The sequence below is a fragment of the Bradyrhizobium sp. HKCCYLRH2060 genome, from assembly GCF_051168135.1.
Lineage (GTDB): Bacteria > Pseudomonadota > Alphaproteobacteria > Rhizobiales > Xanthobacteraceae > Bradyrhizobium.
This window is the reverse complement of sequence record NZ_JBNPUK010000003.1, coordinates 15,753-39,964: the sequence shown is the minus strand read 5'-3', so window position 1 is coordinate 39,964 and position 24,212 is coordinate 15,753. Positions and strand designations below refer to the sequence as shown.

Below are 24,212 nucleotides of genomic sequence, written 5' to 3'. Positions count from 1 at the left end.
AAGGTCTCCTATCGTCCGGCGTCGCCGCCTTTGGCGGTCAGCACGCGGTCGAGCCCGTAGAAGCGATCGAGCAGGATCAGGACGGTCATGGTGACGGCGATGACGCTTGCCGACACCGACGTCACCAGCGGATCGATGTTGTCCTGGATGTAGAGGAACATGCGCACCGGTAAGGTCTCTGTGCCGGGCGTCGCCAGGAAGACGGTCATGGTCAGATCGTCGAACGACTGGATGAAGGCGAGCATCCAGCCGCTCACGATGCCGGGCAGGATCGCGGGCAAGGTGACGCGGCGAAACATGGTCCAGCCGTCGGCACCGAGCGAGATCGCGGCCATCTCGATCGAGCGGTCCATGCCGGTCGCGGCCGCAAGCGTCAGCCGCAGCGCGAACGGAAACACCACGACGACATGGGCGATCACCAGCGCCACGAACGTGCCGCCGATGCCGACGGAGGTGAAGAAGCGCAGGAAGGCGATGCCGAGCACGACGTGCGGGATCATCAAGGGTGACAGGAACAGCGCCGACAGCGCGTCACGGCCGCGGAAGCGATAGCGGCTGATCGCCAGCGCCGCCGGCACCGCGAACAAGAGCGCCACGCACGACGACAGCGCGCCGAGCCACAGGCTCACGCCGAAGGCGTGGACGAATTCCGGATAGTCGGCGAGCGCCCTGAACCAGCGCAGCGAGAAGCTGGTGATCGGGATCGACAGGAAACCTTCCGGTGTGAACGCGACCCAGCACACGACGACGATCGGCGCCACCATGAAGACGACGAAGACGGCATGGAAGATCAGCGCCAGTGGGCCGTTCCTGCTCATCGGAACACCTCCTGGTAGCGGCGCTCGATCAGCGCGTTGGAGCCGACGACGATCAGGACGAGCGCGATCAGCAGCAGCACGGCAACCGCGGCGCCGAGCGGCCAGTTCAGCGTATTGAGGAACTCGTCATAGGCGAGCGTCGCCGCGACCTTGAGCCTGCGGCCGCCGATGATCGCCGGCGTCGCAAACGCGCTGGCGGACAGCGAGAATACGATGATGGCGCCCGACAGCACGCCCGGCATGATCTGCGGCAGCACGATGCGGCGGACCACCGTCAACGAGCTTGCACCCAGCGACAGCGCCGCGTTCTCGACCTGCGGATCGAGCCGCTGCAGCGCGGTCCATACCGCGAGCACCATGAACGGCATCATCGCATGCGCCAGCGCGATCACCATGCCGGTCTCGGTGAACATGAACCTGATGGGTGACTCGATCAGGCCGAGCGCCATCAGCAGCTTGTTGGCAAGCCCGTTGTTGCCGCCGAACAGGAGTGCCCAGCCGAGGGTGCGCGCGACGACCGAGATCAGCAGCGGGCCGATGATCACCAGCAGGAAGAGGCCCTTCCACGGCCCCTGCATGCGGTTGAGGATGTAGGCCTCCGGCACGCCGAACACCGCCGTGATCGAGGTCGCCAGCACCGCGACGCGGAAGGTGCGCCAGAACATCTCCGCGTAGTAGGGATCGTCCACGATCTCGCGCCAGTTCTTCAGGATGAACACCGGCTCGATGCCCTTGTACTGGCCCCAATCGTGGAACGACAGCATCACGGTCATCGCCAGCGGGATCACGACGACGCCCAGGAACAGCATCAAGGCCGGCAGCGCCAGGGAAAGCCCGGCCCGCGTCTCCGACGGGTTGGACGCGATGGTCGCGCTCATGCTGCGGCCTTCGCGGCGCGCAGGCTCATGTCCGAGACCTGCCAGACGAGGTGCACCGCGGCGCCCTGCTCCGGCTGCGGCTGGCCGTCATTCTGCCGGATCACGATCGCCGGCCCGCATTCGGTGTCGCATTGGAACAGCCAGTGATTGCCCTGGAAGATGCGGCTCGTGATGCGCCCCGCAAGACCGGCGTCGCCGAAGCCGATACGCTCGGGCCGGACGCTGACGGCGACGGAGCCGGCCACGCCGGCCGGCGCCGGCGCGCTCCACGATCCCGCGACCAGCCTGGCCTGCCCGGAGGCGCAATCCACGGTCGCGGCAAACTCGTTGGTCTTGCCGAGAAACTGCGCGACGAAGGCCGAAGCGGGCTGCTCGTAGACCTGCTGCGGCGTGCCGATCTGCTCGATCCTGCCCTTGCTCATCACCACGATGCGGTCGGACAGCGACATCGCCTCGATCTGATCATGGGTGACGAGGATGGTCGTAGTGCCGAGGTCGCGCTGGATCTGGCGCAGCTCGATCTGCATGTCCTCGCGCAGGCGCGCATCGAGATTGGACAGGGGCTCATCGAGCAGCAGCAGGCTCGGCCGGATCACCAGCGCGCGCGCGAGCGCCACGCGCTGCTGCTGGCCGCCGGACATGCGGCGAGGATGACGGTCCTCATAGCCGGCAAGGCCGACCAGCGCGAGCGCCGATCGTACGCGCTCCTCGCGTTCCTTGCGCGCGACTTTGCGCATCTCCAGACCGAACGCGACGTTCTCGGCGGCGGTCATGTGAGGAAACAGCGCGTAGCTCTGGAACACGATGCCGAGGCCGCGCTTCGCCGGTGGCACCGCGACGAGATCCCTGCCCTCGAGGCGGATCGCACCATGTGACGGATCGAGGAAGCCCGCGATCATCTGCAACGTGGTGGTCTTGCCGCAGCCGGAGGGGCCGAGGAACGAGATGAACTCGCCCTTGGCGACGCCGAGGCTGAACTCTTCGACGGCCGTGTTGGGGCCGAAGGACTTGCCGACGCGGTCGAGTTCGAGGAGGGACATGCTTTGGATCCAGATGGGCGAGGAATACTGGCGCTCCGCGCACGGTGCACCTCCCTTCCCCTTTAGGGGAAGGGAGAACACCGCCGTCAACGAGAGAGGCTCGCAACAAGCAACCGGTTAGCGCTCGACCTCGCGATTCCAGCGCTTGGTCCATTCCTCGCGCTTCTCGTTGACCACGCTCCAATCGGGCGCATAGACCTTGGCGGCGCGTTCGCCGATCGGCGCCATCGCGCCCACGCCCTCGGGGATCACGACGGATTTCACGACCGGGCCGTAGCCATATTCCTTCAGCATCGTGAGCTGGATCTTCGGATCGAGCAGCAGCTTGATGAAGCTCGAGGCCAGCGGCGAGACCGACGGCTTGGCGATCGGACACGCCGTCGTCAGCAGGCTCACGGCGCCTTCCTTCGGATAGACGAAATCGACCGGGAAGCCGGTGTTGGCAAAGCTCTGCACGCGACCGCTGCCCCACACCGCGATGACCGCCTGCCCCGATTGGAACAGCTCGGTCATCTTGCCGGGCGACGGCTCGTAGGCCAATACGTTGGGATTGATGTCATTCTTGAAGATCTTGAAACCGGCATCGACATTGCTCTCGCTGCCGCCGTTCATCTTCGCCAGCATCAGAAGCACGTTGAGGCCGTAGGTGTTGTTGATCGGCGGAATGACGAGCAGTTGCTTGTATTTCGGATCCTTGAGATCGTTCCACGAGGTCGGCGCGGCCCAGCCTTTCTCGGCAAACACCTTCTTGTTGTACATCAGGCCGGTGGCGACGAGGCCGATGGCGACCGCCTTGTCATCCTTGAAGCGCGCGACCTCCAGCAGATCGCCGGGCAGTCCGGTGACCTTGTCGCAGAAGCCGAGCTGGATCGCCTGGTACATCGGGCCGTCATCGACGATCGCGACGTCGATCTGCTGGTTGCCCTTCTGCGCCTGCAGCTTGGCGAGGGTGTCGGTGGAGTTGCCGGCGACGTATTCGACCTTGACGCCGTTGGCCTGCTCGAACGGCGGGATCACCTCCTCGCGGATCGTCTTCTCGAACGAGCCGCCATAACCGGCGACATAGAGCGTCTTCTGCTGAGCCCAGACCTGCGAGGCCGAGGCCAGGACGGCGACGCTGACCGCCATCAGGAGTTTAGGGTGCTTCATTGGACCGATCTCCATCATCTTGGATACGAGACGGTATAAAAAAACCGCCCCAGGGAGACCGGCTTGCCCGATGGCATCCGCAGATCCAGGAAACCCGGAGCTGAAGAGCCTAAAAAACGAGCCTTCCCTCACCCTGCCAAAAAAGATCGCAGCAGAGGCTTTGATCGTCCAATGAATAATGGCACCCTATTCATACGTAAATGTTATGGATGTAAGGACGTATGGCGCGGATCAACTCGCGGCAGGTCGAAGCCTTCCGGGCGATGATGCTGAGCGGCAGCGTCACCGAGGCAGCCAAGCTGATGGCGGTGACGCAGCCGGCGGTCAGCCGGCTGCTGCGCGACCTGCAGGCGCTGCTCAAGATGGAGCTGTTCGAGCGGCGCGGCACCGGCCTGGTTCCGACCGCGGCAGCGACGGCGCTCTACATGGAGGTCGAGCGCTCCTTCGTCGGGCTCGATCGCATCACCGCGGCCGCTGAGGAGATCCGTGGCCGGCGCACCGGGACGCTGCGCATTGCCGCGCTCCCCGCGCTTGCCAATGGCTATCTGCCGCGGCTCGCAGGCCACTTCCTGCAGGAGCGCCCGAACCTCAACCTCGCCTTCTTCGGCGTGATCTCGCCGATCGTGATCGACTGGGTGCTGAACGCGCAATGCGACGTCGGCTTTGCCGAGGTGCCGATCGCCCATGCCGGGCTGCCGAGCATCAAGCTGCCGGCGCTGCCGCGCGTCGCCGTTCTCCCGGCAGGCCACCGGCTTTGCGCGAAGACGATCTTGGTGCCGCGCGACTTCGATGGGGAGACCTTCATCTCGCTGTCGTCTGGCTCCACCAGCCGGCATCTGATCGATCAGATCTTCCATCGCGAGGATGTCAGGCGCGTGCTGCGGGTCGAGACGACCTTGTCGGAAATCATGTGCGGGATGGTGTCGTCGGGACTGGGCGTCTCGATTTGCGATCCGTTCACCGCGCGCGAATTCGACGGCCGTGGCGTGGTGATGCGGCCCTTCGCGCCGCGCATCGACTTCGAATTTGCCGCGGTGTTTCCGCCGCAGCGCAGCCCCTCGCCGGTGGCGCTGGACCTTGTCCAGTCGGTGCGACAGGCCCTGGAAGAGCTCGGCCGGTCGTCGATCCCTGGAGAAACCGGGTGAGGCCTGGTGGGCGAACCTAGGACCCGCGGATTGTGATCGAGAGTTCTGCCGGTTTGACGGCAGGATTTGATTGCATCGGAATCTTCGTCAGCTCTGTCATGATGCTTCTAGTTGTACGCCCTGACGTTGTTCGACGCAGTTCGATCAAGATCATGTGTGCCCAAGAAAGGGGGAGTCGCTCGTTGATTCTGATCAAGGCTGAGAGCCGTCAGCGCGGTAGCAACGTGCAAGACTGACATTTTCCGACGGATCACCATGGCGCTTTCTATACAATCAGAAGGCCGGGTACTCGCGGTCCGCGGCGCCGTGGTTGACGTGGAGTTCCCCGCCGCCGAGCTCCCCAAGCTAGGCGACGCGCTTCTGGTGGATTGGGACCTGCCCGAAATCCTGATCGTTGAGGTTCAGGCCCACCTGGACGAGACGACGGTGCGCGGCGTCGCCTTACAGGCAACTGCCGGTCTGAAACGGGGTGCGCGGGTGCAATCGACAGGTGGACCGATCAGCGTTCCCGTCGGCGACGCAGTGCTCGGGCGCCTGCTCGACGTGACCGGGCGCACGCGGGACAACGGCCCCGCATTGCCCGACGATCTGGCGCGCGCGCCGATTCACAATCCCGCACCGCCACTCGGCGAACGGAGCCCGGCCACGGCGATCTTCGAAACGGGCATCAAGGTCATCGATCTTCTGGCGCCGCTTCCGCAGGGTGGTAAAGCCGCAATGTTTGGCGGCGCCGGCGTCGGCAAGACCGTGGTGGTGATGGAATTGATCCACGCCATGGTTCAGAGTTACCAGGGCATTTCCGTGTTTGCCGGGATCGGCGAGCGCTCCCGCGAGGGGCATGAGCTGCTGTTGGAAATGCGCCGATCCGGGGTGCTCGATCGCAGCGTGCTGGTTTACGGCCAGATGAATGAGCCGCCGGGTGCCCGCTGGCGTGTCGGGCTGACGGCGCTGACGATCGCCGAATACTTCCGCGACACGAAGCGTCAGAACGTTCTGCTTCTCATGGACAACGTGTTCCGGTTCGTGCAGGCCGGGAGCGAGGTGTCCGGCCTGCTCGGGCGCTTGCCGTCGCGCGTCGGTTATCAGCCGACCCTTGCCACGGAAGTCGCCGCGTTGCACGAACGCATCGCCTCGGTTTCGGGCGTCTCGGTGACCGCCATCGAAGCGGTCTACGTTCCGGCCGACGACTTCACCGATCCGGCGGTGACCGCGATCTCAAGTCATCTCGACAGCATGATCGTGCTGTCGAGAACGATGGCTGCCGAGGGCATGTATCCCGCAGTCGATCCCTTGAACTCGTCCTCCATCCTGCTTGATCCGACTGTGGTTGGCGACGAGCACTATCGGATCGCCGAAGAGGTGCGCGAGACGATTGCACACTATCGAGAACTTCAGGACATCATCTCGCTGCTCGGAATCGAAGAGCTCAGCGCTCAGGACCGGCTGGCTGTTGCACGTGCCCGACGCCTGCAGCGTTTTCTCACTCAACCGTTTTCCGTGACCGAGGCGTTTACGGGTGTGCCTGGCCGCTCGGTTCCCCTGGCAGAGACGCTCAAGGGCTGTCAGGCGATCCTTGGCGGTGACTGCGATCAGTGGACAGAGAGCTCGTTCTATATGATCGGCGGCATCGACGACGCGAGGGCCAGGCAGCCTCAGGAAAAGTCCGAGGAGCCGGCGAGATGAGGCTCCTGATCACCACACCGACTGCAATCGTGATCGACGAAGCAAACGTTTCGAGCGTTCGCGCCGAGGACGACAGCGGCAGCTTTGGAATTCTCGCAGGTCATGCCGACCTTCTTACTGCTCTGAACATCTCGGTGGTCAGTTGGCAAGGCGCCGACAGGCGCCTACGCTACTGTGCGGTGCGGCGGGGCGTGCTTTCCGTGACCGGCGGCGCCGAGATCGCCATCGCCACACGCGAGGCGATTGCCGGCGACGATCTCGATCGCCTTGAAGTGATCGTGCTCGATGAATTTCGCAAACGAAGCGAAACGGAGCGCGCGTCCCGAACGGAGAATCTCCAACTGCAGATGAAGGCCATCCGGCAGATCGTCCACTACCTGCGTCCCGACAAGCGCAGTTTGATGGAGGGCGGCTCGTGATGGTCGGTTCGAAGCCGAACGGCGATCCCACTCCTGATGGATTGACCAAGGCGGTCCGCGACCGACGCGCGCGATGGGAGTCTTGGCGTAGCGATGGCGACTCATCGGTGGTGCGATTTGTCGGCCAGATCGGCGTGCTCGGCTGGATCATCGTCGCACCTGCGCTGATTGGCCTGTTCGTCGGCCGCTGGATCGACCGTTGGCTCGGGACAGGCATCTTCTGGAGCGCGCCGCTCCTTTTGCTCGGGGTGGCGGCCGGCTGCTGGTCGGCCTGGCGATGGATGCATCAGCAATGAGCCATGCCGTCATGCACGACTATCTCTTCATTGCTGAGGCAGCTGGCTGGATTGGTGCTGGTGGCCTGCTGGGGCTGCTGCATTTCGCCTCCTTGCGATGGAACGTACGCTTCCTCATCGGTGGCCAGCCATTCTCTTCGCTCGGACTGCAATTGCTTCGTTTCGCTGCGACAGGTGGAGCCATGGTGCTCGTCACCAAATCGTTTGGAGCGATGCCCCTCCTTGCCGGGACCCTCGGCCTCCTGACCGCGCGAAACGGACTTCTTCGGCCGGAGACGCGACGATGATCGGTTCACCCCTGACCGCAAAGGTCGTGTTCACGATTGGGCCAGTCGCAGTCACCGAGCCCGTCGTCGTGACCTGGGGGCTCATGGCCATCCTCGGCGTGGGTGGCTGGCTCGCCACGCGCTCGCTCTCGCTGCGGCCCACCGCTGCCCAGGCGATCGTCGAGACGGTTGTCGACGTCATCGAAAATCAAGTCCACGAGACCATGCGCGTGGCGCCGGCGCCATATGTCCCGATGATCGGTACGCTCTTTCTCTTCATTCTGGCGGCAAATTGGTGCTCGCTGATCCCCGGTGTCGAGCCGCCAACTGCGCACATTGAAACAGATGCGGCGCTGGGGCTCATCGTGTTCGTCGCCATCTTCTACTTCGGTGTTCGGGCACGGGGGCTGGTCGGATATCTCAAGACCTTCGCCGAGCCCACCTTCATCATGGTTCCCCTGAACATCGTCGAAACGTTCACGCGAACGTTTTCGCTGATCGTGCGCCTGTTCGGAAACGTGATGAGCGGTGTTTTTGTCGTCGGCATTGTTCTGTCCCTTGCCGGTCTACTCGTGCCTATTCCGCTCATGGCGCTCGATCTCCTGACCGGCGCGGTTCAGGCATACATTTTCACCGTTCTCGCCATGGTATTCATCGGCAGCGCGTTGAACGAGGGACGCGCTCCCACGAAAGGGAAGTCATCATGAACTGGATCGAGATTGTCAGCATCTTTGCAGCGGCCATGGCGGTCTCTTTTGGAGCGATTGGGCCGGCACTTGGCGAAGGTCGCGCGGTCGCCGCAGCAATGGATGCCATCGCCCGGCAGCCCGAGGCGGCGGGGACGATCTCGCGCACCCTCTTCGTCGGTCTTGCCATGATCGAAACCATGGCAATCTACTGTCTCGTCATCGCGCTGCTCGTGTTGTTCGCCAACCCCTTCATCCATTAGGCCGATATGCATATCGACTGGTGGACGTTGGCGCTCCAGACCGTCAATGTCCTCATCCTCATCTGGATCCTGGGCCGGTTCTTCTTTCGTCCGGTCGCCGATCTCGTAGCGAAACGGCGAGAAGAGGCGGCTAAGCTCCTTGCGGACGCCGACGCGGCTCGAAAGGAGGCCGGGGACCTTCGCGCCGAAGCAACGACACTCCGCGCCGGGATCGACGCGCAGCGCGATCGCTTGCTCGCACAGGCCCGCAAGGACGCGGAGGCGGAGAAAGCGTCCGCACTCGCCCAACTGTCGAGCGAGCTCGATCAGCACCGAAAGGATGCGGCAGTCGCGATCGAAAAAGAGCGCATCGCCATGCAGCACGCTGTGCTCGATCGAGCGAGCGAGCTCTCGGTGCGGATTGCACGCCGACTACTAGAACGGCTTCCAGCAAGCGCTGCATTCTCCGCTTTTCTCGATGGTCTTGGTGCTGAACTGGGCCGGCTGACGGTGGACTCGCGCAATCGCCTTGCGGGATCGGATCCGGCTCACCCGCTCGACGTCGTCGCAGCGGCGAAACTGGATGACGAGCAGGCGGCCAGCTTGCGGGAGACGATCCACGCAGCGTTCGGCAGTGAGCCACCGATACGTCTCTCGTGCGATTCCAGGCTCATCGCTGGTTTCGAAATCAGAGGCCGGAATATCGTCGTGCGCAACAACTGGCAGGCCGACCTCGAGATCATTCGAAGAGAGCTGGACCGATGACGGCCATCGCCCCTCTCGACAGCTGGCTACGGGAAGCCGAGGCGCGCGTTGATGCTGCGACGCTTGCACCGGTAACCGAGCAGATTGGCTGCGTGGAATCCGTTGCCGATGGGATCGCATTGGTGTCAGGCCTGCCCGATGTGCGTCTTGATGAGCTCGTACGCTTCGAGCACGGACAGGTCGGCTACGCCACCACGCTCGACCGCGATCTGCTGGGATGCGTCCTGCTCGACGACCCCACAGGCCTCAAGGCGGGCCATCAGGTGCACGGCAGCGGCGAAGTGGTCCGCGTCCCCGTCGGACCTTCTCTGCTCGGCCGGACGATCGATCCGCTGGGGCGTCCTCTGGACGGCGGAGCACCGATCGAGTCGGGCGCATATGAGCCGATCGAACGGCCGGCACCGTCGATCATCGATCGCGACCTTGTCAGCGAGCCCCTGCAGACCGGAATTCTTGTGCTGGATTCGATGTTCGCGCTCGGCCGCGGCCAGCGCGAGCTCATTATCGGCAATCGCGCAATCGGCAAGACGGCAATAGCGATCGACTGCATCATCAATCAGAAGTTCAGCGACATCGTTTGTGTCTACGTCGCTATCGGTCAGAAGTCGTCGACCGTGAAGCGGGCGATACAGGCGATACAGGCACACGGCGCTCCCGAGCGATGCATTTTCGTCGTTGCCGGCGCTTCCGCTTCGCCCGGCCTGCAATGGATCGCCCCTTTCGCCGCTTTCACCATCGCCGAATACTTCCGCGACCGTGGCCAGCATGCGCTGGTGGCCATCGACGATCTGACGAAACATGCGGCCACCCATCGGGAAATCGCCTTGCTGACGCGCCAACCGCCCGGTCGCGAGGCCTACCCCGGCGACGTCTTCTATGTTCATGCCAGGCTGCTGGAGCGGGCGGCAAAACTTTCCAAGGCGGCCGGGGGAGGTTCGCTGACCGCGCTGCCCATCGCTGAACTCGATGGCGGGACTCTCAGCGCCTACATTCCGACCAACCTGATATCGATTACCGACGGCCAGATCGTTCTCGATGCGCGTCTTTTCCACGAAGGTCACAAGCCGGCCGTCGATGTCGGCACAAGCGTCAGCCGAGTGGGTGGAAAGACTCAGGCTCCAGCCTTGCGCGAAGCCGCGCACGCTCTGCGCCTCGACTACGCGCAATTTCTGGAACTGGAAATGTTCACGCGCTTTGGCGGAGTGACCGACACCCAAGTCAAGGACAAGATCGCTCGCGGGCGACACATCCGGAGCATCCTGGCCCAGCCACAATATTCGCCGGTTCGTTTGGCGGACGAGGTCGCGCTCGTCACGGCGCTGCAGACCGGCATTCTTGACCGCGTGGCGTTGGACGACATCGCAAGGTTTCGCACCGAACTCTCGTCCTGGATCGACAAGGAGGCAAAGGAGGCCGTGGCGGCCATCGAGCGGACTGGCGAGTTCGATGACCAGCAGAGGACAGCCATGTCCGAGGCCCTCACGGAGCTTGCCGCCAAGTTCGCGCGCAGCGACCGCACGCCAACCGGAGCCGAGTGATGGCGGAACGGCTGGCCGAGGTCTCAGCCCAGATCCAGAACGTCCGTCAGCTCGAGGCGGTGGTCACCGCGTTGCGCGGCATCGCCGCGTCGCGCTCGCAGCGAGCGCGCTCCCTGCTCGCCGGCATCGATTCCTACAGCGCGGTCGTTTCCCGAGCCATCGGGCAGGCCCTGACGCTGCTGCCGGCAGATTTTCGGGATGTGCCGAAAAAAAGCGGAGCTCCAATCGGCGTGATCCTCTTTTGCGCAGAACAGGGCTTCGCCGGTGCGTTCAGCGAGCGCGTTTTGAACGCCGCAGGAGGCGGTCTCGCGAACGCGACCACATTCCTGATCGGAACGCGCGGCCTTGTCGTCGCCCGCGAGCGGGGATTGACCCCTTCGTGGTCGGCTCCGATGGCGAGCCACGTCGATGCTGTCCCTTCGCTTGCAAACAACATCGCTGATGCATTGTACGCGCAGATCGCGCGCGCTACGCCATCGACAATTGAAATGATCGTACCGCGGTCTGCCCCTGGCATCGGCGTCCGGATCGAGCGCCACTCGCTGCTTCCACTTGACCTCGCGCGCTTTGCCGGTGACTCCGAGACCCTGCCGCCGATGACAACACTCAAGCCGCAGGAATTGCTCGAACGACTGACGGCCGAGTATGTCTATGCCCGGCTTTGTGAGGCAGCCATGCATTCCTACGAAGCCGAAAACCAGGCCCGCATGATGACGATGACAGCAGCCAGGAACAACATCGGGACCCGCCTCGTCACACTTGGGCATCGCGAGCAACAGCTTCGACAGGAAGAGATCACGAACGAGATCGTCGAGCTCGCTGCGGGAGCCGAGGCGCTGGCCGATCGCTGAACGACGCGTTTGACAGGGGCGAGCTGGCCCCGGATCGATACGAAATTCACGCTATCGGATTTGCTGCCTGCTCTCTTTCTCGCCTTGCCGTTCGCCCGCCAGTCGCCATGGGTGGCGTCCGATCGTCTGCGCCTCATCAAGGGGATCACCCAGGCGGAAACCCTTGCTTGCCGATCTGCGGACCACCGTCGGCGTTGAGTTTTGTCAAATTGCAGGCCAAGCCAGCCCGCACACAGACGCTGTGATCGATTTCCGGAGCGTGCTTGCCAATGCCGGAGGAAAGGCTTGGTGGGCGCACTAGGGCTCGAACCTAGGACCCGCTGATTAAGAGTCAGCTGCTCTACCAACTGAGCTATGCGCCCGGATCTTGCATCCGGAGAAAGCCTTCCGCGAGAGCCGGTCGTTTAGCAAAGCGATTCCGGGATGTCCAGCGATCCATGACGATTTTTCGTCACTTTCGATGCAGAAAAACCGCCGGCGGGCGGCGGTTTTCCCCAAGTGAAATCAGAAGGATCGTTAACCGGCGCTCAGAGCCGTCCGGACTCGCGTTCCTCCTCGGACCAGCCCATGTGGCCCATCGGTCCCGGGCCGAAGCGATGCCCGCCGAAGCGCGGACCGTCCTCCATGCCGCCCTCGCCGCGCTCCATCCAGCGGTGATGGCGCGGACCGTCCGTTCCCATCATGCGCCCCATCGGCCGGGTGAGCATCGACAGCCGGCGCTTCTGGCCGTCGTCGAGCGTCTTGTAGAGCGGGTCGGCAGCGTCGGCGACCTTCTTCATCGCATCCGCGGTGACCGCCATCGTATCGGCACGCTCGCGCAGCCGCGCCACGGGATCGATGTCCTTGTCCTGGGCTGCGTCGGTCATCCGCGCATTGGCGCGGTCGAACCGCAGCTTGGCGAGATCGCGCACCGCGCTCTCGACCGGCGGCCACAATTTCTCCTGGTCCGCCGTCAGCTTCAGGCCGGCATGGACGGAAGCGATGCGCGCATCCAGCATGGCGGCGCGATCTTCCGGATTCATGCGCGCATGATGCATGTGATCATGAAACCAGCCGCGCTGGGCGTAGACCGCGGTCGAGCCGGCGATGGCGAGCACGGCGACAGCGGCGATGGTGAACCTTCTCATGCCAACCTCCTTGGAAAGTCGGATCAGCATGAGCCCGCCGTTCCGCACCTTCAACTTACAGTTTGGACAGAGTGTACGACCTTACGAAGATGTAATTGCTTCAAATACCTTTCTGTTTTTGCAATTCGGTGTCATTTCATTTCTGCGCCTCAAAGCATCCCCAGCATGCGCGGCAACCACAGCGAGATTTCCGGCACGTAGGTGACGAGCGCGAGGAAGCCCAGCATCGTCAGCAGCCAGGGCATGACGGCGATGGTCAGCTCGGTGATGCCCATCTTGGCGATGCCGGAGGCGACGTAGAGGTTGAGCCCGACGGGCGGGTGGCACATGCCGACCTCCATGTTGACCACCATCAGGATCCCCAGATGCACCGGATGGATGCCGAGCTTGACCGCCACCGGGAACAGGATCGGCGCCATGATCAAGACGATCGAGGTCGCCTCCATCACGTTGCCGGCGAGCAGCAGGAGGATGTTGACGACCAGGAGGAACACGATCCAGTTGACGCCGGCCGCCGCCATCCAGTTGGCGATCTGCTGCGGGATGTTCTCGTTCGCCATCAGGAACGAGAACAGCACGGCGTTGGTGATGATGTAGAGGATCATCGCGCTCATGTTGGCCGAGCCGAGCAAGACCTTCGGCACGTCCTTCAGCGACATGTCGCGATACACGAACACCGCGATGACGAAGGCATAGACGGCGCTGACGGCCGCGGCCTCGGTCGGCGTGAACTTGCCGGTGTAGATGCCGCCGAGCACGATCACGATCAGCAGCAGACCCCACACGCACTTGCGGAAGGCCGTGAAGCGCTCGGCCCAGCTTGCCCGTGGCATCCGGGGGTAGTCGTTCTTCCAGGCCCGGTAGAAGGTCGTGAAGCCGAGCAGGCTCGCCAGCATCAGGCCGGGGATCACGCCGGCGATGAACAGCTGGCCGACCGAGGCCGAGGACACGCGGTGGCCGGCCGGATCGAGCGCGATGCTGCCGCCGGTCGCGACCGCATAGACCACCATCACGATCGACGGCGGGATCAGGATACCGAGCGCGCCCGAGGTGGTGATGACGCCGGCGCCGAAGCGCTTGGGAAAGCCCTGCTTGACCATCGCCGGCAGCATGATCGAGCCGATCGCGATCACGGTCGCCGGCGAGGAGCCGGAGACTGCGGCGAACAGCGCACAGGCCACGACGCCGGCTAGGCCGAGGCCGCCATACCAGTGCCCGACCATCGACGTCGCGAAGTTGATCATCCTTCGGGCGACGCCGCCATGGGTCAGGAAATTGCCGGCGAGGATGAAGAACGGGATCGCCATGATCTCGAAATTGTCGATGCCCGTGAACAGCTTCAGCGCGACCGATTCGGTCGGCACGTTGGTCATGAAGAACACGAACGACAGCACGGTGAGGCCGAGCGCGATCGAGATCGGCATGCCCGTCAGCATCAGGAAGATGAGCAGGCTGAAGATGAGGAGGCTGCTCATCGCAGCGCCTCCGTCGCCGTCGGGTCGACGCCTTCGACATAGGCGTGATCATGATGCGGCAGCTCGTCGTGGCGGAGATAGTGCCAGGCGACCTGCAGGAAGCGGAAGCACATCAGATAGGAGCCGAGCGGGATGCAGAGATAGACCAGCCAGCTCGGCAGCTCCATGTCCGGCGTCACCTGGTCGGTCTGCGACAGGCCGTAGACGAACTTGGCGCCCATGGTGCCGATGATGGAGGTGAACAGCGCGCCGCAGAGCAGGCCGAACAGGATCGTCACCTTGCGCAGCGACGGCCGCATCATGTTCACCACGACGTCGACGCCGACATGGATGCCGGTGCGCACGCCATAGGCGGCGCCGAACTTCGCCATCCACACGAACATGTAGATGCAGAGCTCCTGCGCCCAGGACAGGTCGATCGGAAACAGGATGGGATAGAGGAAGGGCACGCCGACCAGATAGCGGTGCAGCACGGCCACGAAGATGATCGAGGTCGCCGCCGCGATCAGAAATGCGATCAGGATCTCCTCGAGCCGATCGAGGATGCGCAATAGAAAGCCCAAGTCCCCTCCCCCACAATCAAACGTCCGCGGCGCTTGGCTGCGCCGTCTGCCTTCTTGCGCGCCGAGTGCGTCGCCCCCTCGGTGCGCGGACCATGGCCCGCGCACCGCTCGCCTCACGCCATCAGTTGGTCGAGCCGCGCGTCTCCTTCAGGAACTCGTCGATCAGCGGCTGGCCGACGCGCCCCGCGACGTCCTTGTACACCGGCATCATCGCCTTGCGCATCGCCTCGTCCTGGGCCGGCGTCAGCTTGACCAGCTCGCTCTTGCCGGACTTGCGGATCTCCTCGAGCGCGTCGTCGTTCTCCTTCGCCGACTGGCTGTTGCCGTAGGCGGTCGCTTCCTTCATCGCCTTCTCGCAGGCGGCACGGATATCCGGCGGCAGGCCGTCCCAGAACTTCTTGTTCACGACCACGACGTAGCCGATGTAGCCATGATTGGTCAGCGTGATGTACTTCTGCACCTCGTGCATCTTCTGGGTATAGATGTTCGAGGGCGTATTCTCCTGGCCGTCGACGACGCCGGTCTGCAGCGCCTGGTAGACTTCCGAGAACGCCATCACCTGCGGGATCGCGCCGAGCGTGCGGAACTGCGCGTCCAGCACCTTCGAGGATTGGATGCGGAACTTCAGGCCCTTGTAGTCGGCGGGATCGACGAGCTTCTTGTTGGCGCTCATCTGCTTGAAGCCGTTGTCCCAGTAGGCCAGCCCGATCATGCCCTTCGGCTCGAGCAGCTTCAGCAGCCTGGCGCCGAGCGGGCCGTCGGTCACCTTCCGCAGGGTGGCGAGGTCGGGCAGGATGTAGGGCAGATCGAACACCTCGAATTCCTTGATGCCGATCGGGCCGAACTTGGAATTCGACGGCGCCAGCATCTGCACCGCGCCGAGCTGCAGCGCCTCGAGCTCTTCCTTGTCCTTGTAGAGCTGCGAGTTCGGGTAGACTTCGACCTTGACCTTGCCGTCGGTGTACTTCTCGGCCAGCTCCTTGAACTTGTCGGCGGCGAGGCCCTTCGGGGTGTTCGAGGCAACCACGTGGCTGAACTTGATCACGATCGGATTGTCGGCGGCCAGGGCCGGGCCGGCCAGCGCGAGCACCGCGAGCGAGGCGGCGGTGGCGATCACATGGCGAAACTTGAAGTGCAAGGTGTCCTCCCGACGTTTCGGGGGACATTGCAATGACGCCCCCGCTTTGTATGCCAAGGACATTGTTAGCGGGTCGCCGGCCGGAATGCCATTGACCGTTAGCCGCAGAGCCGGGGATTCCCGTGCTGCAACGCACCATCCTCGCGTCGTCCGGGGCGGCGCGAAGCGCCGAACCTCAGATGCGCAATTTGCGCATCGGGGAACCTCGATATGGCCAGAGCAGGATGCAAACCAAGCTCCGGATTCCGGGTTCAGCCGCTCTCGCGGCTGCCCCGGAATGACGTTGTCGATCAGCCCGCTGCCGCCGTCGCGCCCTGCCCCTGCGCCACGTCGCGCTGGCGCTTCATGACCAGCTTGTTGAGCGCCCCCAGATAGGCCTTGGCCGAGGCCACCAGCGTATCCGGATCCGCCGCGCGCGCGGTCATCGAGCGGCCGTCCTGCGACAGCCGCACCGAGACCTCGGCCTGCGCGTCGGTGCCCTCGGTCACGGCATGGACCTGGTACAAGTCCAGCTTGGCCTCGTGCGGCACCAGCGACTTGATGCAGTTGAACACGGCATCGACCGGCCCGTTGCCTTCGCTCTCCTCGATCTTGGTCACGCCGTCGACGTCGAGCTTCATGGTGGCGCGCTGCGGACCGCGGGTGCCGGCGATGACCGACAGCGACAACAGCTTGATGCGGTCATGGGCGCTCACCATGCCCTCGTCGATCAGCGCCTCGATGTCCTCGTCGTAGATCTGCTTCTTGCGGTCGGCCAGCGCCTTGAAGCGGACGAAGGCGTCCTCGACCTGATTGCTCGACAGCTTGTGGCCCATCTCCTCCAGCTTGTGGACGAAGGCGTGGCGGCCGGAATGCTTGCCCATCACCAGCGAGGTCTGCTTCACGCCGACCGTCTCCGGCAGCATGATCTCGTAGGTCTGCGCGTTCTTCAGCATGCCGTCCTGATGGATGCCGCTCTCATGCGCGAACGCGTTGCGGCCGACGATGGCCTTGTTGTACTGCACCGGGAACGAGGTCGCGGCCGACACCACCTTCGAGGCGTGGGTCAGCTGCGTGGTGTCGATCTTGTTCCAGAACGGCAGCTTGTCGTTGCGCACGCGCATCGCCATCACGACCTCTTCCAGGGCCGCGTTGCCGGCGCGCTCGCCGATGCCGTTGATGGTGCATTCGATCTGGCGGGCGCCGGCGCGCACGCCGGCCATCGAGTTGGCGACCGCCATGCCCAGGTCGTTATGGCAGTGGACCGAGAACACCGCCTTGTCGGAGTTCGGCACGCTCTCGCGCACACGCTTGAACAGGTCGTAATACTCCTCCGGCACGGCGTAGCCGACGGTGTCCGGAATGTTGATGGTGGTGGCGCCGGCCTTGATCGCGGCCTCGACGCAGCGGCACAGGAAGTCGAACTCGGTGCGGGTGCCGTCCTCGGATGACCACTCGACATCGTCGGTGTGGTTGCGCGCCCGCGTGACCGAGGAGATCACCAGCTCGAACACCTGCTGCGGGTCCATCTGCAGCTTGTACTTCATGTGCACCGGCGAGGTGGACAGGAAGGTGTGGATGCGGCCGCGCTTGGCCGGGCGGATCGCCTCGGCGCAGCGGTCGATGTCCTTGGCGCCGGCGCGCGACAGGCCGCAGATCACCGCGTTCTTCGAGCGCTTCGCGATCTCGTTGACGGCCTCGAAGTCGCCGTCGGAGGCGATCGGGAAGCCGGCCTCGATGATGTCGACACCCATGTCGTCCAGCATCGCCGCGATGTTGAGCTTCTCCTCGAACGTCATGGTGGCGCCGGGGCACTGCTCGCCGTCGCGCAGGGTGGTGTCGAAAATGACGACGCGGTCCTTGTCGGACTGAACGGGATTGGACATTGGCTTTCCTCGAATTTTGTCGGGTGGTGCGCTTGTCGGTCAGGATCTCTGAACATTGGGCGCTGAAGGGTGTTTCGGTGTCGAAGCAGCCCCCTGAGTGCCCAGGCGCATCCCGCCCAGCCGGCCCTCAGGGGCAGCTAAGAAGCAGAAGCTCGAGCGCGCCGGTCAGGCCGCGAGCCGGCAGCGGGGCGAGCGCGATCGACCGGGCGTCTGCCCCGGCGATGGCCTCGATCTCTGCGCTGCGAATCAGCATTGCCAAACCCTTTTGCGAAGACACGAAAACTGTGCGGCAAAACCATTGATGGATCGTTGCCGGGGTGCCCTCGACGGTGCTTTTACCGGGAATGGGAGGGCGTCGCAACGCCGAATAAGGGTCAGAAGGGGTGACGTATTGCGGCGTCTGCGTCGCGAATCTCCGTGTGGTTATGGATCCATCTGCGCGCGTCTGCCGCACACTCGTCCGGGCCGACCTCGAGGGCATGTTTGGCGGTGTCGGCATCTGCAGGGGTCCCGATCGGCCAGCACCGGCCCACCACACAAACGGTGTCATCCCGGGCAAGGCCGCCAGCGCGAAGCATTGGTGGCCGCCGACCCGGGATCCATACGCCGTGACGGGTGTGGCTGGATGGGATGAAGCGGCCATCGCGCCTCGCAGATCTCCCCTGGGGTTATGGATCCCGGATCGGCGCGCGCGTGCCGCGCGCTTGTTCGGGATGACAGTGAGGGTGTGGTTGGCGGTGTCGGCATCTGCATCAGCACGCACCTCATCATCCCCGCAGCACGTCCGCGCCCGGGTTGATCCTCGACATCAAACCCTCTTCAATTCGAGGGTGCAGGGAAGGCCGGGCGTCTGCCGACACCCGCGGCCCCCGTGCGGAAAGAAGTGCACGGGGCAGGAACCACAGGCTCGGCCAGGACATCCCGGCCTTCCCTGCGCAACGGCTTTACGGCTTACTCCGCGCTCTCCCCGGGGACCGGCTTGTTTGCCCCCGTCACCGGCGCGCTCGTCATGAACGCCGCCGGCTTGACGCCAGCTTCGGGGCGCCAGGACCACACGACTTCGCCGTCCGCAAACCGCCAGTCGTCCACCGGCGCCTCACGGCCATCGCTCCCCGCACTCCACGTATCGTGACGACGCGTACGCCCCTCTCCGATGAGGCGGGATGGCGCATAAAAACACGATTTCTGAAAAAAGGAAAGAAAAAAAATTCGATTGCATACACGACTAAGTTGAAAGTTAATATTGAGCTCGATCTGGAAGATTGACCGGACCTGTCGACTACCAGACTTGCTCGGTCACAATTTTAGCAATGAAGATTTTAGTGGGACACTGGAATGGCTCGGGCAGAAGCTTCAGTCGAGGAGTTAGTGGGGATGATCGAGCGGGGCGAACTCCGCTTACCGGAAATGCAACGCCAATATGTGTGGCGATCACCCCGAGTAAGAGACTTGATGGACTCGCTTTACCGGGGCTACCCATCTGGGGCCATCTTGCTTTGGGAAACGGACGAAGAAGTTCCTCTTCGCAAGTTTGCTGTATCACAAGCCGGAAATCCATATCAGAGTGTGCGCCTGCTGCTTGACGGCCAACAGCGCCTAACGTCGCTTTCTGCAGTTATCCGTGGGCAACCTGTTGCCGTGCGCGGACGCAGGAGGCCTATAGAGCTGCTTTTCAATCTCGAACACCCGGAAACACTGGCTTTCGTTACGGAAGTGGAGGAAAACGGCGAGGATGAGGACAGTGAGGATAGCACACCAATAACTGAAGATGAGACCGACAGCACCGAAGACGAACTACAAGAGCGCTTCAATAGAATGACGTTCGTCGTCAGCACCAGAAAGCTCGCCCAACTCCCGCAATGGGTAAAGGTGTCAGACGTATTCAAAGTCGATGCGGACGCGCAATTTCTCCGAGCAGCAGGAGTCACGGGGTTCGACGATCCTCGATACGAAAAATATAGTCAGCGACTCGCTCGATTGCGAGGTATCCGGAAGTATATGTACAGAATGGACGTCCTAGAACGTGCGCTTTCCTACAACGAAGTGACCGAGATCTTTGTTCGCGTCAACTCGCTTGGTGCAAAGTTGCGCAGCTCAGATTTGGCTCTGGCTCAGATCACCGCAAAGTGGCGACACTCGCTCCAGATATTCCTTGATTTTCAGGAACAGTGCACCAATCTCGGCTTCGATCTAGATCTTGGCCTACACCTGAAAAACCTAGTGGCTTTCGCCACTGGCCAATCACGCTTCTTGACTGTCGGCAAGCTCAATCTTGAAACATTGCAGACAGCCTGGAAAGAAGCGCGCGAGGGGATGCAGTTCGCCATTAACTTCCTTAAGAGTAATGCCGGAATAGATTCTCCCGCACTGCTTTCATCTCCGTTCATCCTAATCACGCTTGCATATTATGGTCTTAAGACAGACTACAAGATCGACAATCTTGAAGAAAGAGAACTGCGCCGCTGGGTCCTGTTGGCAAATGCAAAGGGTCGCTATTCTCGCGGGTCGAGCGAGACAATACTTGACCAAGATCTCGCGAACATTCGCAATGGCGGCAAGGGACCAGAACTGATTGATCGCCTCAAGCAGCAGGTAGGTCGTCTCGACATTGCGCCAGAAGAACTTGAAGGCCGCAATCAGCGGAGCGCGCTGTTTAAGACAATGTTCTTGGCCTTTCGTTCAAACGGAGCGAAGGACTGGCGCTCAAATCTCACCATCTCACTCGATCACACCGGGGCGCAGCATCAACTGCAGTTTCACCATATTTTCCCAAAGAAGCAACTCAAGGGCATTCACAGCGCTCGTAAGGCCGATGATATCGCCAACCTTGCTTTTATCGGAGGAAAAACCAATCGGACTATCAGCGATAAATCGCCTGTGCAGTACTTGGCCCCCTTGATACAACAACACGGCACGATACCTTTCGATGCACAAGCAATACCAACAGACCTTAGATTGTTAGAAGTCGCCGAGTACGACAATTTCCTTGCTGCACGACGGCAGAAAATTGCCGATCGGCTAAATCAGTTTCTGCTAAGTTGACAAGTTCTCCTACGCGATACGGTTGTGTCTCGCCATGACCAACCGTATCCTCCTCCACGGCGTCCCTGACACGCCGGTGATTTGGGGGCCGCTGATCGCGGCGCTCGGGGAGACCGTTGCCGTCCCCTGCCTGCCCGGCTTCTGCGGCGAAGCCCCGGCCGGCTTTGCATGTAGCAAGGACGCTTACGCCGACTGGCTGGTCGCGCTGATGGAGGCGCAGCATGCGGCGGTCGGGCCGCTCGACCTGGTCGGGCATGATTGGGGCGCACTGCTGGTGTTGCGTGCGGCGTCGCTGCGGCCTGAGCTGGTGCGCTCGTGGGCCGTCGCCGGCGGCGCCCTCGATGCCGCCTATCGCGGCCATCGTATCGCACGGATCTGGAACACGTCGGTCCTCGGCGAGATCTTCATGACGCTGTCGTCGCAGCGCTTGATGGCGCGGATGTTCCGCCAGAGCGGACTGCCGGCCGACCTCGCCGCACGTGAAGCCGCGGCCTGGCAGTCGCCGATGAAGCGCGCGATCCTCGCGCTGTATCGCTCGGCGAACGGGCTTTGCTTCAGTGGCGACTGGATCGCGCGGCTGGCGCAGCTTCCGCGACGCGGCCTCGTGATCTCAGGCACGCAAGACCCTTACGTGCCGCTCGACACGCTCAGCCGCTTCGCACAACACCACGGCGCGTCCTTGCACGTCGAGCAGGACGCCGGGCACTGGAGCATCGTCGAGCGGCCACAGAGCATCGCGGCGGCGCTGCGGGCGCATTGGGCGTGAGCGCGAAAACGCTCGGACGATCCGACGATCCTTGACGGAGGCCGTTGACCGGACGGTTGGTCTCACACACAACCCGCGCCAACCGAGAGACAAATCCCATGGCTGCCTTCACTGTCCGCGTCTCAGATGCGACGTCTGCAAAGCTCGACGAACTCGCCGAGAGGCTCGGCCGTCCGCGCTCCGAAGTCGCTGCGGGTGCCATTGAGGAATTCGTGCACCGGCAAGCCTGGCAACTTGCCGAGATCGAGGCGGGTCTGGCCGAAGCTGAGCAAGGAGACTTCGCCAGCAACGCCGAAGTGGCGAAGGTCATCGCCAAATACGTGAAGCCAGCCGGACGAGGATGAGCCAACGTCCCATCCGATGGACAACAAGAACGCTGCGGCGCCTCGATGAGATCGGCTCGTACATTGCCGAAGACAATCCCGCAGCTGCCGCCCGTGTCGTTGCGCGCATCATTTTTGCGGGTCGAATCCCTTGCTGAGAGCCCCGACATCGGACGCCCCGGCCGCGTGGCCGGCACCCGTGAGCTCGTGCTCACAGATATCCCCTACATCGTGCCCTATCGCCCGACGACGGCCGGCATCGAGGTTCTGACCGTGATGCACTCGGCTCAGAGATGGCCGGACGGGTTCTGACCCTGTCACCGGCAATACGCCGGTGCTGCCGCGCGCAATATGATTGTCACACAATCTTTGATGGATTGCGGTCTTCTGATACCCTATCATTGCCTCGTTCATCAGAGGACGTTCGGCATGGTGCGTCTCAGGATTGTCGTCTTGTTGGTCGCGGCGGTCTTGGTGGCCGGTCTCTTCACGAGACGCGCCTGGGCCGACGACGTCAGCCTGTCCCGCTTCCCTCACCCCGAATGGACGACCGCCACACCCGAGGACGAAGGCATGGACTCGGCGGCGCTGACAAAGCTCGTCGCCGCCGGCAAGACGATGAGGTTCGACAGCCTGCTGATCACACGCCACGGCCGCGTGGTGCTCGATGCGTCCTACGCGCCCTACGACGCCGACGAGCCGCACATCATCAATTCGTCGACCAAGGCGGTGGTCTCGACGTTGATCGCGATGCTGCTCAAGGACGGCGTGCTCGACAGCCTCGATCATCCGGTGCTCGATTTCTTCAAGGATCGCAAGATCGACAACGTCGATGCGCGCAAGCAGGCGCTCACCGTGCAGCATCTGCTCAACATGACGTCCGGCCTGGACTGGGACGAGGGCTACAACGGCGGTGCCGAGACGTCGCTGTACGAGATGGGACGAAGCCCCGACTGGGTGCAGTACATTCTCGACCGTCCGATGGCGCATGCGCCGGGCGAGACGTTCTACTACAACAGCGGCAACTCGCATCTGCTGTCCGCCATCATCACCAAGCTCACCGGCAAGAGCGCGGAGAACTTCGCGGCTGAGAGACTGTTCGGGCCGCTCGGCATCACCGAACACCCGTGGTTCAAGGATTCCCAGGGAATTTCCGCCGGCGGTTTCGGACTGGCGTTGAAGCCGCGCGACATGGCGAAGATCGGCTACCTCTATCTGCGACGCGGCCGCTGGGGCGAGCAGCAATTGCTGCCCCTCGACTGGATCGAAGCCGTCAACCACGCCACCGTCAGCATGAACGCGACGTTCGATCCGGGGCTCCGCTATGCCGATCAGTTCTGGGCCCTGCCGGAGCGGAACGTCTTCATGGCCGTCGGCTATCACTGCCAGGTCATCATGGTGCTGCCGGACCCTGACATCGTGGCCGTGATGACCGCGCGCAATTTCTGTCCATTCCGCAAGCTTGCGAATGAGATCCTGGCCACGGTGAAATCGAATGAGGCCCTGCCCGCCGCTGATGGAGCCAAGGAGGCTCTGGCGGCCGCCATCAGCGAGGCCGGGACGGAGACGCGAGGCACGGTCGGCAGTGTCCCGGATATCGCGGCGACGATCTCGGGCAAGACCTACACATTTCCGCCCGGCCCGCTCGGCATCAACACAATCACCCTCAGCCTCACCGGACCCGAGCCGCAGGTCACCTGGGACATCCCGTCGCGAGACCGCAACGGGGGAACAGTTCATCTGCAGAGCCCGATCGGCCTCGACGGCCTCTATCGAGCGACTGCGCAACCTCACCCCTGGCAGCCCTACGTCTACCGCGCCATGAAGGGCAACTGGGTCGATCCGACGACCTTCGCGATCGACGTGCAGTTCATCGGCCAGGGCGAGGAGCGCAACTGGCGGCTCACCTTCGATGGCGACAAGGTGATGTTCAGAACCAAAGGCCGCTATGGCAAGGATCTGGCGATCGAAGGTCAGGCGGCGCCATGAGTCCCCGATCGGCTCCGCCAAACTCCTGATAGCAGCGGAGTCCAGATGCCTTGGTGCTGACGGACCGGCAGACCGGGCCGGAAACAGTTTGGAACAGTTCTAATAACCTTCCGCGTGCCGCAGGCCGTGGATGCGATCTCCCGTCGTT

24 protein-coding genes, 1 tRNA gene and 1 pseudogene are annotated in these 24,212 nt (G+C 63.1%); 15 read left to right on the top strand and 11 right to left on the bottom strand.

Annotated elements, in window-relative coordinates:
* Positions 1–8 precede the first annotated feature (8 nt).
* The 4 genes from ACQR10_RS07765 to ACQR10_RS07750 all read right to left on the bottom strand — a co-directional run bounded on the left by ACQR10_RS07765 (position 9) and on the right by ACQR10_RS07750 (position 3,885).
* Entirely contained in the window at positions 9–818 is an 810-nt protein-coding gene (locus ACQR10_RS07765; RefSeq protein ID WP_315803746.1) for an ABC transporter permease, read from the bottom strand.
* Complete coding sequence (locus ACQR10_RS07760; protein WP_315803747.1) at positions 815–1,696, bottom strand: ABC transporter permease; 882 nt, start codon at positions 1,694–1,696, stop codon at positions 815–817. The genes ACQR10_RS07765 and ACQR10_RS07760 overlap by 4 nt, the downstream gene beginning before the upstream one ends.
* Complete coding sequence (locus ACQR10_RS07755) at positions 1,693–2,736, bottom strand: ABC transporter ATP-binding protein (RefSeq protein WP_316217025.1); 1,044 nt, start codon at positions 2,734–2,736, stop codon at positions 1,693–1,695. The genes ACQR10_RS07760 and ACQR10_RS07755 overlap by 4 nt, the downstream gene beginning before the upstream one ends.
* Positions 2,737–2,853: 117 nt before the next feature.
* Positions 2,854–3,885, bottom strand: a complete 1,032-nt coding sequence (locus ACQR10_RS07750; RefSeq protein WP_315803749.1) for an ABC transporter substrate-binding protein — start codon at positions 3,883–3,885, stop codon at positions 2,854–2,856.
* Between the two features lie 221 nt (positions 3,886–4,106).
* On the opposite strand from ACQR10_RS07750, the gene ACQR10_RS07745 reads away from it, so the two are divergent.
* From ACQR10_RS07745 to ACQR10_RS07700, 10 genes are all read left to right on the top strand, one after another.
* On the top strand, positions 4,107–5,030 hold the full coding sequence (locus ACQR10_RS07745) for a LysR substrate-binding domain-containing protein (RefSeq protein ID WP_316179886.1): 924 nt from the start codon (positions 4,107–4,109) through the stop codon (positions 5,028–5,030).
* Between the two features lie 255 nt (positions 5,031–5,285).
* Positions 5,286–6,713 (top strand): F0F1 ATP synthase subunit beta, encoded by a 1,428-nt coding sequence (gene atpD / locus ACQR10_RS07740; RefSeq protein ID WP_316179885.1) that lies wholly within the window; start codon positions 5,286–5,288, stop codon positions 6,711–6,713.
* Positions 6,710–7,132, top strand: a complete 423-nt coding sequence (locus ACQR10_RS07735) for a F0F1 ATP synthase subunit epsilon (RefSeq protein ID WP_316179884.1) — start codon at positions 6,710–6,712, stop codon at positions 7,130–7,132. The genes atpD and ACQR10_RS07735 overlap by 4 nt, the downstream gene beginning before the upstream one ends.
* On the top strand, positions 7,132–7,428 hold the full coding sequence (locus ACQR10_RS07730) for an AtpZ/AtpI family protein (RefSeq protein WP_316217026.1): 297 nt from the start codon (positions 7,132–7,134) through the stop codon (positions 7,426–7,428). The genes ACQR10_RS07735 and ACQR10_RS07730 overlap by 1 nt, the downstream gene beginning before the upstream one ends.
* Positions 7,425–7,715 carry an N-ATPase subunit AtpR gene (locus ACQR10_RS07725; RefSeq protein WP_315803753.1) on the top strand — a complete coding sequence of 97 codons (291 nt, stop codon included), beginning with the start codon at positions 7,425–7,427 and terminating at the stop codon, positions 7,713–7,715. The genes ACQR10_RS07730 and ACQR10_RS07725 overlap by 4 nt, the downstream gene beginning before the upstream one ends.
* Entirely contained in the window at positions 7,715–8,401 is a 687-nt protein-coding gene (locus ACQR10_RS07720; protein ID WP_409997954.1) for a F0F1 ATP synthase subunit A, read from the top strand. The genes ACQR10_RS07725 and ACQR10_RS07720 overlap by 1 nt, the downstream gene beginning before the upstream one ends.
* On the top strand, positions 8,398–8,643 hold the full coding sequence (locus tag ACQR10_RS07715) for a F0F1 ATP synthase subunit C (protein WP_315803755.1): 246 nt from the start codon (positions 8,398–8,400) through the stop codon (positions 8,641–8,643). Before ACQR10_RS07720 ends, ACQR10_RS07715 begins: the two co-directional genes overlap by 4 nt.
* Before the next feature lie 27 nt (positions 8,644–8,670).
* Entirely contained in the window at positions 8,671–9,387 is a 717-nt protein-coding gene (locus tag ACQR10_RS07710) for an ATP synthase F0 subunit B (protein WP_315803756.1), read from the top strand.
* Positions 9,384–10,925: a F0F1 ATP synthase subunit alpha gene (locus ACQR10_RS07705; RefSeq protein WP_316217027.1), complete on the top strand. Its 1,542-nt coding sequence runs from the start codon at positions 9,384–9,386 to the stop codon at positions 10,923–10,925. The genes ACQR10_RS07710 and ACQR10_RS07705 overlap by 4 nt, the downstream gene beginning before the upstream one ends.
* Positions 10,925–11,776, top strand: coding sequence for a F0F1 ATP synthase subunit gamma (locus ACQR10_RS07700; RefSeq protein ID WP_316217028.1), 852 nt, complete (start codon positions 10,925–10,927; stop codon positions 11,774–11,776). The genes ACQR10_RS07705 and ACQR10_RS07700 overlap by 1 nt, the downstream gene beginning before the upstream one ends.
* 286 nt (positions 11,777–12,062) lie before the next feature.
* Here ACQR10_RS07700 and ACQR10_RS07695 read toward each other — a convergent pair.
* From ACQR10_RS07695 to ACQR10_RS07665, 7 genes are all read right to left on the bottom strand, one after another.
* Positions 12,063–12,138: transfer RNA gene (locus ACQR10_RS07695), tRNA-Lys, on the bottom strand.
* A gap of 165 nt (positions 12,139–12,303) precedes the next feature.
* A complete protein-coding gene (locus ACQR10_RS07690) occupies positions 12,304–12,903 on the bottom strand; it encodes a Spy/CpxP family protein refolding chaperone (RefSeq protein WP_316217029.1) in 600 nt (199 codons plus the stop codon).
* 149 nt (positions 12,904–13,052) lie between these two features.
* On the bottom strand, positions 13,053–14,378 hold the full coding sequence (locus ACQR10_RS07685) for a TRAP transporter large permease (protein ID WP_315756319.1): 1,326 nt from the start codon (positions 14,376–14,378) through the stop codon (positions 13,053–13,055).
* Positions 14,375–14,941, bottom strand: coding sequence for a TRAP transporter small permease (locus tag ACQR10_RS07680; RefSeq protein ID WP_315752772.1), 567 nt, complete (start codon positions 14,939–14,941; stop codon positions 14,375–14,377). The genes ACQR10_RS07685 and ACQR10_RS07680 overlap by 4 nt, the downstream gene beginning before the upstream one ends.
* Positions 14,942–15,062: 121 nt before the next feature.
* Positions 15,063–16,079, bottom strand: coding sequence for a TRAP transporter substrate-binding protein (locus tag ACQR10_RS07675; protein WP_315803767.1), 1,017 nt, complete (start codon positions 16,077–16,079; stop codon positions 15,063–15,065).
* A gap of 290 nt (positions 16,080–16,369) precedes the next feature.
* Entirely contained in the window at positions 16,370–17,944 is a 1,575-nt protein-coding gene (locus ACQR10_RS07670) for a 2-isopropylmalate synthase (RefSeq protein WP_316217030.1), read from the bottom strand.
* A 127-nt stretch (positions 17,945–18,071) separates the two neighbouring features.
* Entirely contained in the window at positions 18,072–18,197 is a 126-nt protein-coding gene (locus tag ACQR10_RS07665; RefSeq protein ID WP_315803769.1) for a hypothetical protein, read from the bottom strand.
* Between the two features lie 1,082 nt (positions 18,198–19,279).
* Between ACQR10_RS07665 and ACQR10_RS07660 the strand changes: the two genes are divergently transcribed.
* The 5 genes and pseudogenes from ACQR10_RS07660 to ACQR10_RS07640 all read left to right on the top strand — a co-directional run bounded on the left by ACQR10_RS07660 (position 19,280) and on the right by ACQR10_RS07640 (position 24,064).
* Positions 19,280–20,986, top strand: a complete 1,707-nt coding sequence (locus ACQR10_RS07660; protein WP_316179865.1) for a GmrSD restriction endonuclease domain-containing protein — start codon at positions 19,280–19,282, stop codon at positions 20,984–20,986.
* Between the two features lie 34 nt (positions 20,987–21,020).
* Positions 21,021–21,752, top strand: coding sequence for an alpha/beta fold hydrolase (locus ACQR10_RS07655; protein WP_316217031.1), 732 nt, complete (start codon positions 21,021–21,023; stop codon positions 21,750–21,752).
* 98 nt (positions 21,753–21,850) lie between these two features.
* Positions 21,851–22,096: a CopG family ribbon-helix-helix protein gene (locus ACQR10_RS07650; RefSeq protein WP_316217032.1), complete on the top strand. Its 246-nt coding sequence runs from the start codon at positions 21,851–21,853 to the stop codon at positions 22,094–22,096.
* Positions 22,093–22,387: pseudogene (locus ACQR10_RS07645) on the top strand (type II toxin-antitoxin system RelE/ParE family toxin). Before ACQR10_RS07650 ends, ACQR10_RS07645 begins: the two are co-directional and overlap by 4 nt.
* A gap of 117 nt (positions 22,388–22,504) precedes the next feature.
* On the top strand, positions 22,505–24,064 hold the full coding sequence (locus ACQR10_RS07640) for a serine hydrolase domain-containing protein (RefSeq protein WP_316217033.1): 1,560 nt from the start codon (positions 22,505–22,507) through the stop codon (positions 24,062–24,064).
* The last annotated feature ends 148 nt before the right edge of the window (positions 24,065–24,212 follow it).

What these genes read in the sequence shown, in the direction of transcription:
- ACQR10_RS07765 (WP_315803746.1), bottom strand. Translation starts at nt 818, where the DNA reads ATGAGCAGGAACGGCCCACTGGCGCTGATCTTCCATGCCGTCTTCGTC.
- ACQR10_RS07760 (WP_315803747.1), bottom strand. Translation starts at nt 1,696, where the DNA reads ATGAGCGCGACCATCGCGTCCAACCCGTCGGAGACGCGGGCCGGGCTT.
- ACQR10_RS07755 (WP_316217025.1), bottom strand. Translation starts at nt 2,736, where the DNA reads ATGTCCCTCCTCGAACTCGACCGCGTCGGCAAGTCCTTCGGCCCCAAC.
- ACQR10_RS07750 (WP_315803749.1), bottom strand. Translation starts at nt 3,885, where the DNA reads ATGAAGCACCCTAAACTCCTGATGGCGGTCAGCGTCGCCGTCCTGGCC.
- ACQR10_RS07745 (WP_316179886.1), top strand. Translation starts at nt 4,107, where the DNA reads ATGGCGCGGATCAACTCGCGGCAGGTCGAAGCCTTCCGGGCGATGATG.
- atpD (WP_316179885.1), top strand. Translation starts at nt 5,286, where the DNA reads ATGGCGCTTTCTATACAATCAGAAGGCCGGGTACTCGCGGTCCGCGGC.
- ACQR10_RS07735 (WP_316179884.1), top strand. Translation starts at nt 6,710, where the DNA reads ATGAGGCTCCTGATCACCACACCGACTGCAATCGTGATCGACGAAGCA.
- ACQR10_RS07730 (WP_316217026.1), top strand. Translation starts at nt 7,132, where the DNA reads ATGGTCGGTTCGAAGCCGAACGGCGATCCCACTCCTGATGGATTGACC.
- ACQR10_RS07725 (WP_315803753.1), top strand. Translation starts at nt 7,425, where the DNA reads ATGAGCCATGCCGTCATGCACGACTATCTCTTCATTGCTGAGGCAGCT.
- ACQR10_RS07715 (WP_315803755.1), top strand. Translation starts at nt 8,398, where the DNA reads ATGAACTGGATCGAGATTGTCAGCATCTTTGCAGCGGCCATGGCGGTC.
- ACQR10_RS07705 (WP_316217027.1), top strand. Translation starts at nt 9,384, where the DNA reads ATGACGGCCATCGCCCCTCTCGACAGCTGGCTACGGGAAGCCGAGGCG.
- ACQR10_RS07700 (WP_316217028.1), top strand. Translation starts at nt 10,925, where the DNA reads ATGGCGGAACGGCTGGCCGAGGTCTCAGCCCAGATCCAGAACGTCCGT.
- ACQR10_RS07690 (WP_316217029.1), bottom strand. Translation starts at nt 12,903, where the DNA reads ATGAGAAGGTTCACCATCGCCGCTGTCGCCGTGCTCGCCATCGCCGGC.
- ACQR10_RS07685 (WP_315756319.1), bottom strand. Translation starts at nt 14,378, where the DNA reads ATGAGCAGCCTCCTCATCTTCAGCCTGCTCATCTTCCTGATGCTGACG.
- ACQR10_RS07670 (WP_316217030.1), bottom strand. Translation starts at nt 17,944, where the DNA reads ATGTCCAATCCCGTTCAGTCCGACAAGGACCGCGTCGTCATTTTCGAC.
- ACQR10_RS07665 (WP_315803769.1), bottom strand. Translation starts at nt 18,197, where the DNA reads ATGCTGATTCGCAGCGCAGAGATCGAGGCCATCGCCGGGGCAGACGCC.
- ACQR10_RS07660 (WP_316179865.1), top strand. Translation starts at nt 19,280, where the DNA reads ATGGCTCGGGCAGAAGCTTCAGTCGAGGAGTTAGTGGGGATGATCGAG.
- ACQR10_RS07655 (WP_316217031.1), top strand. Translation starts at nt 21,021, where the DNA reads ATGACCAACCGTATCCTCCTCCACGGCGTCCCTGACACGCCGGTGATT.
- ACQR10_RS07650 (WP_316217032.1), top strand. Translation starts at nt 21,851, where the DNA reads ATGGCTGCCTTCACTGTCCGCGTCTCAGATGCGACGTCTGCAAAGCTC.
- ACQR10_RS07640 (WP_316217033.1), top strand. Translation starts at nt 22,505, where the DNA reads ATGGTGCGTCTCAGGATTGTCGTCTTGTTGGTCGCGGCGGTCTTGGTG.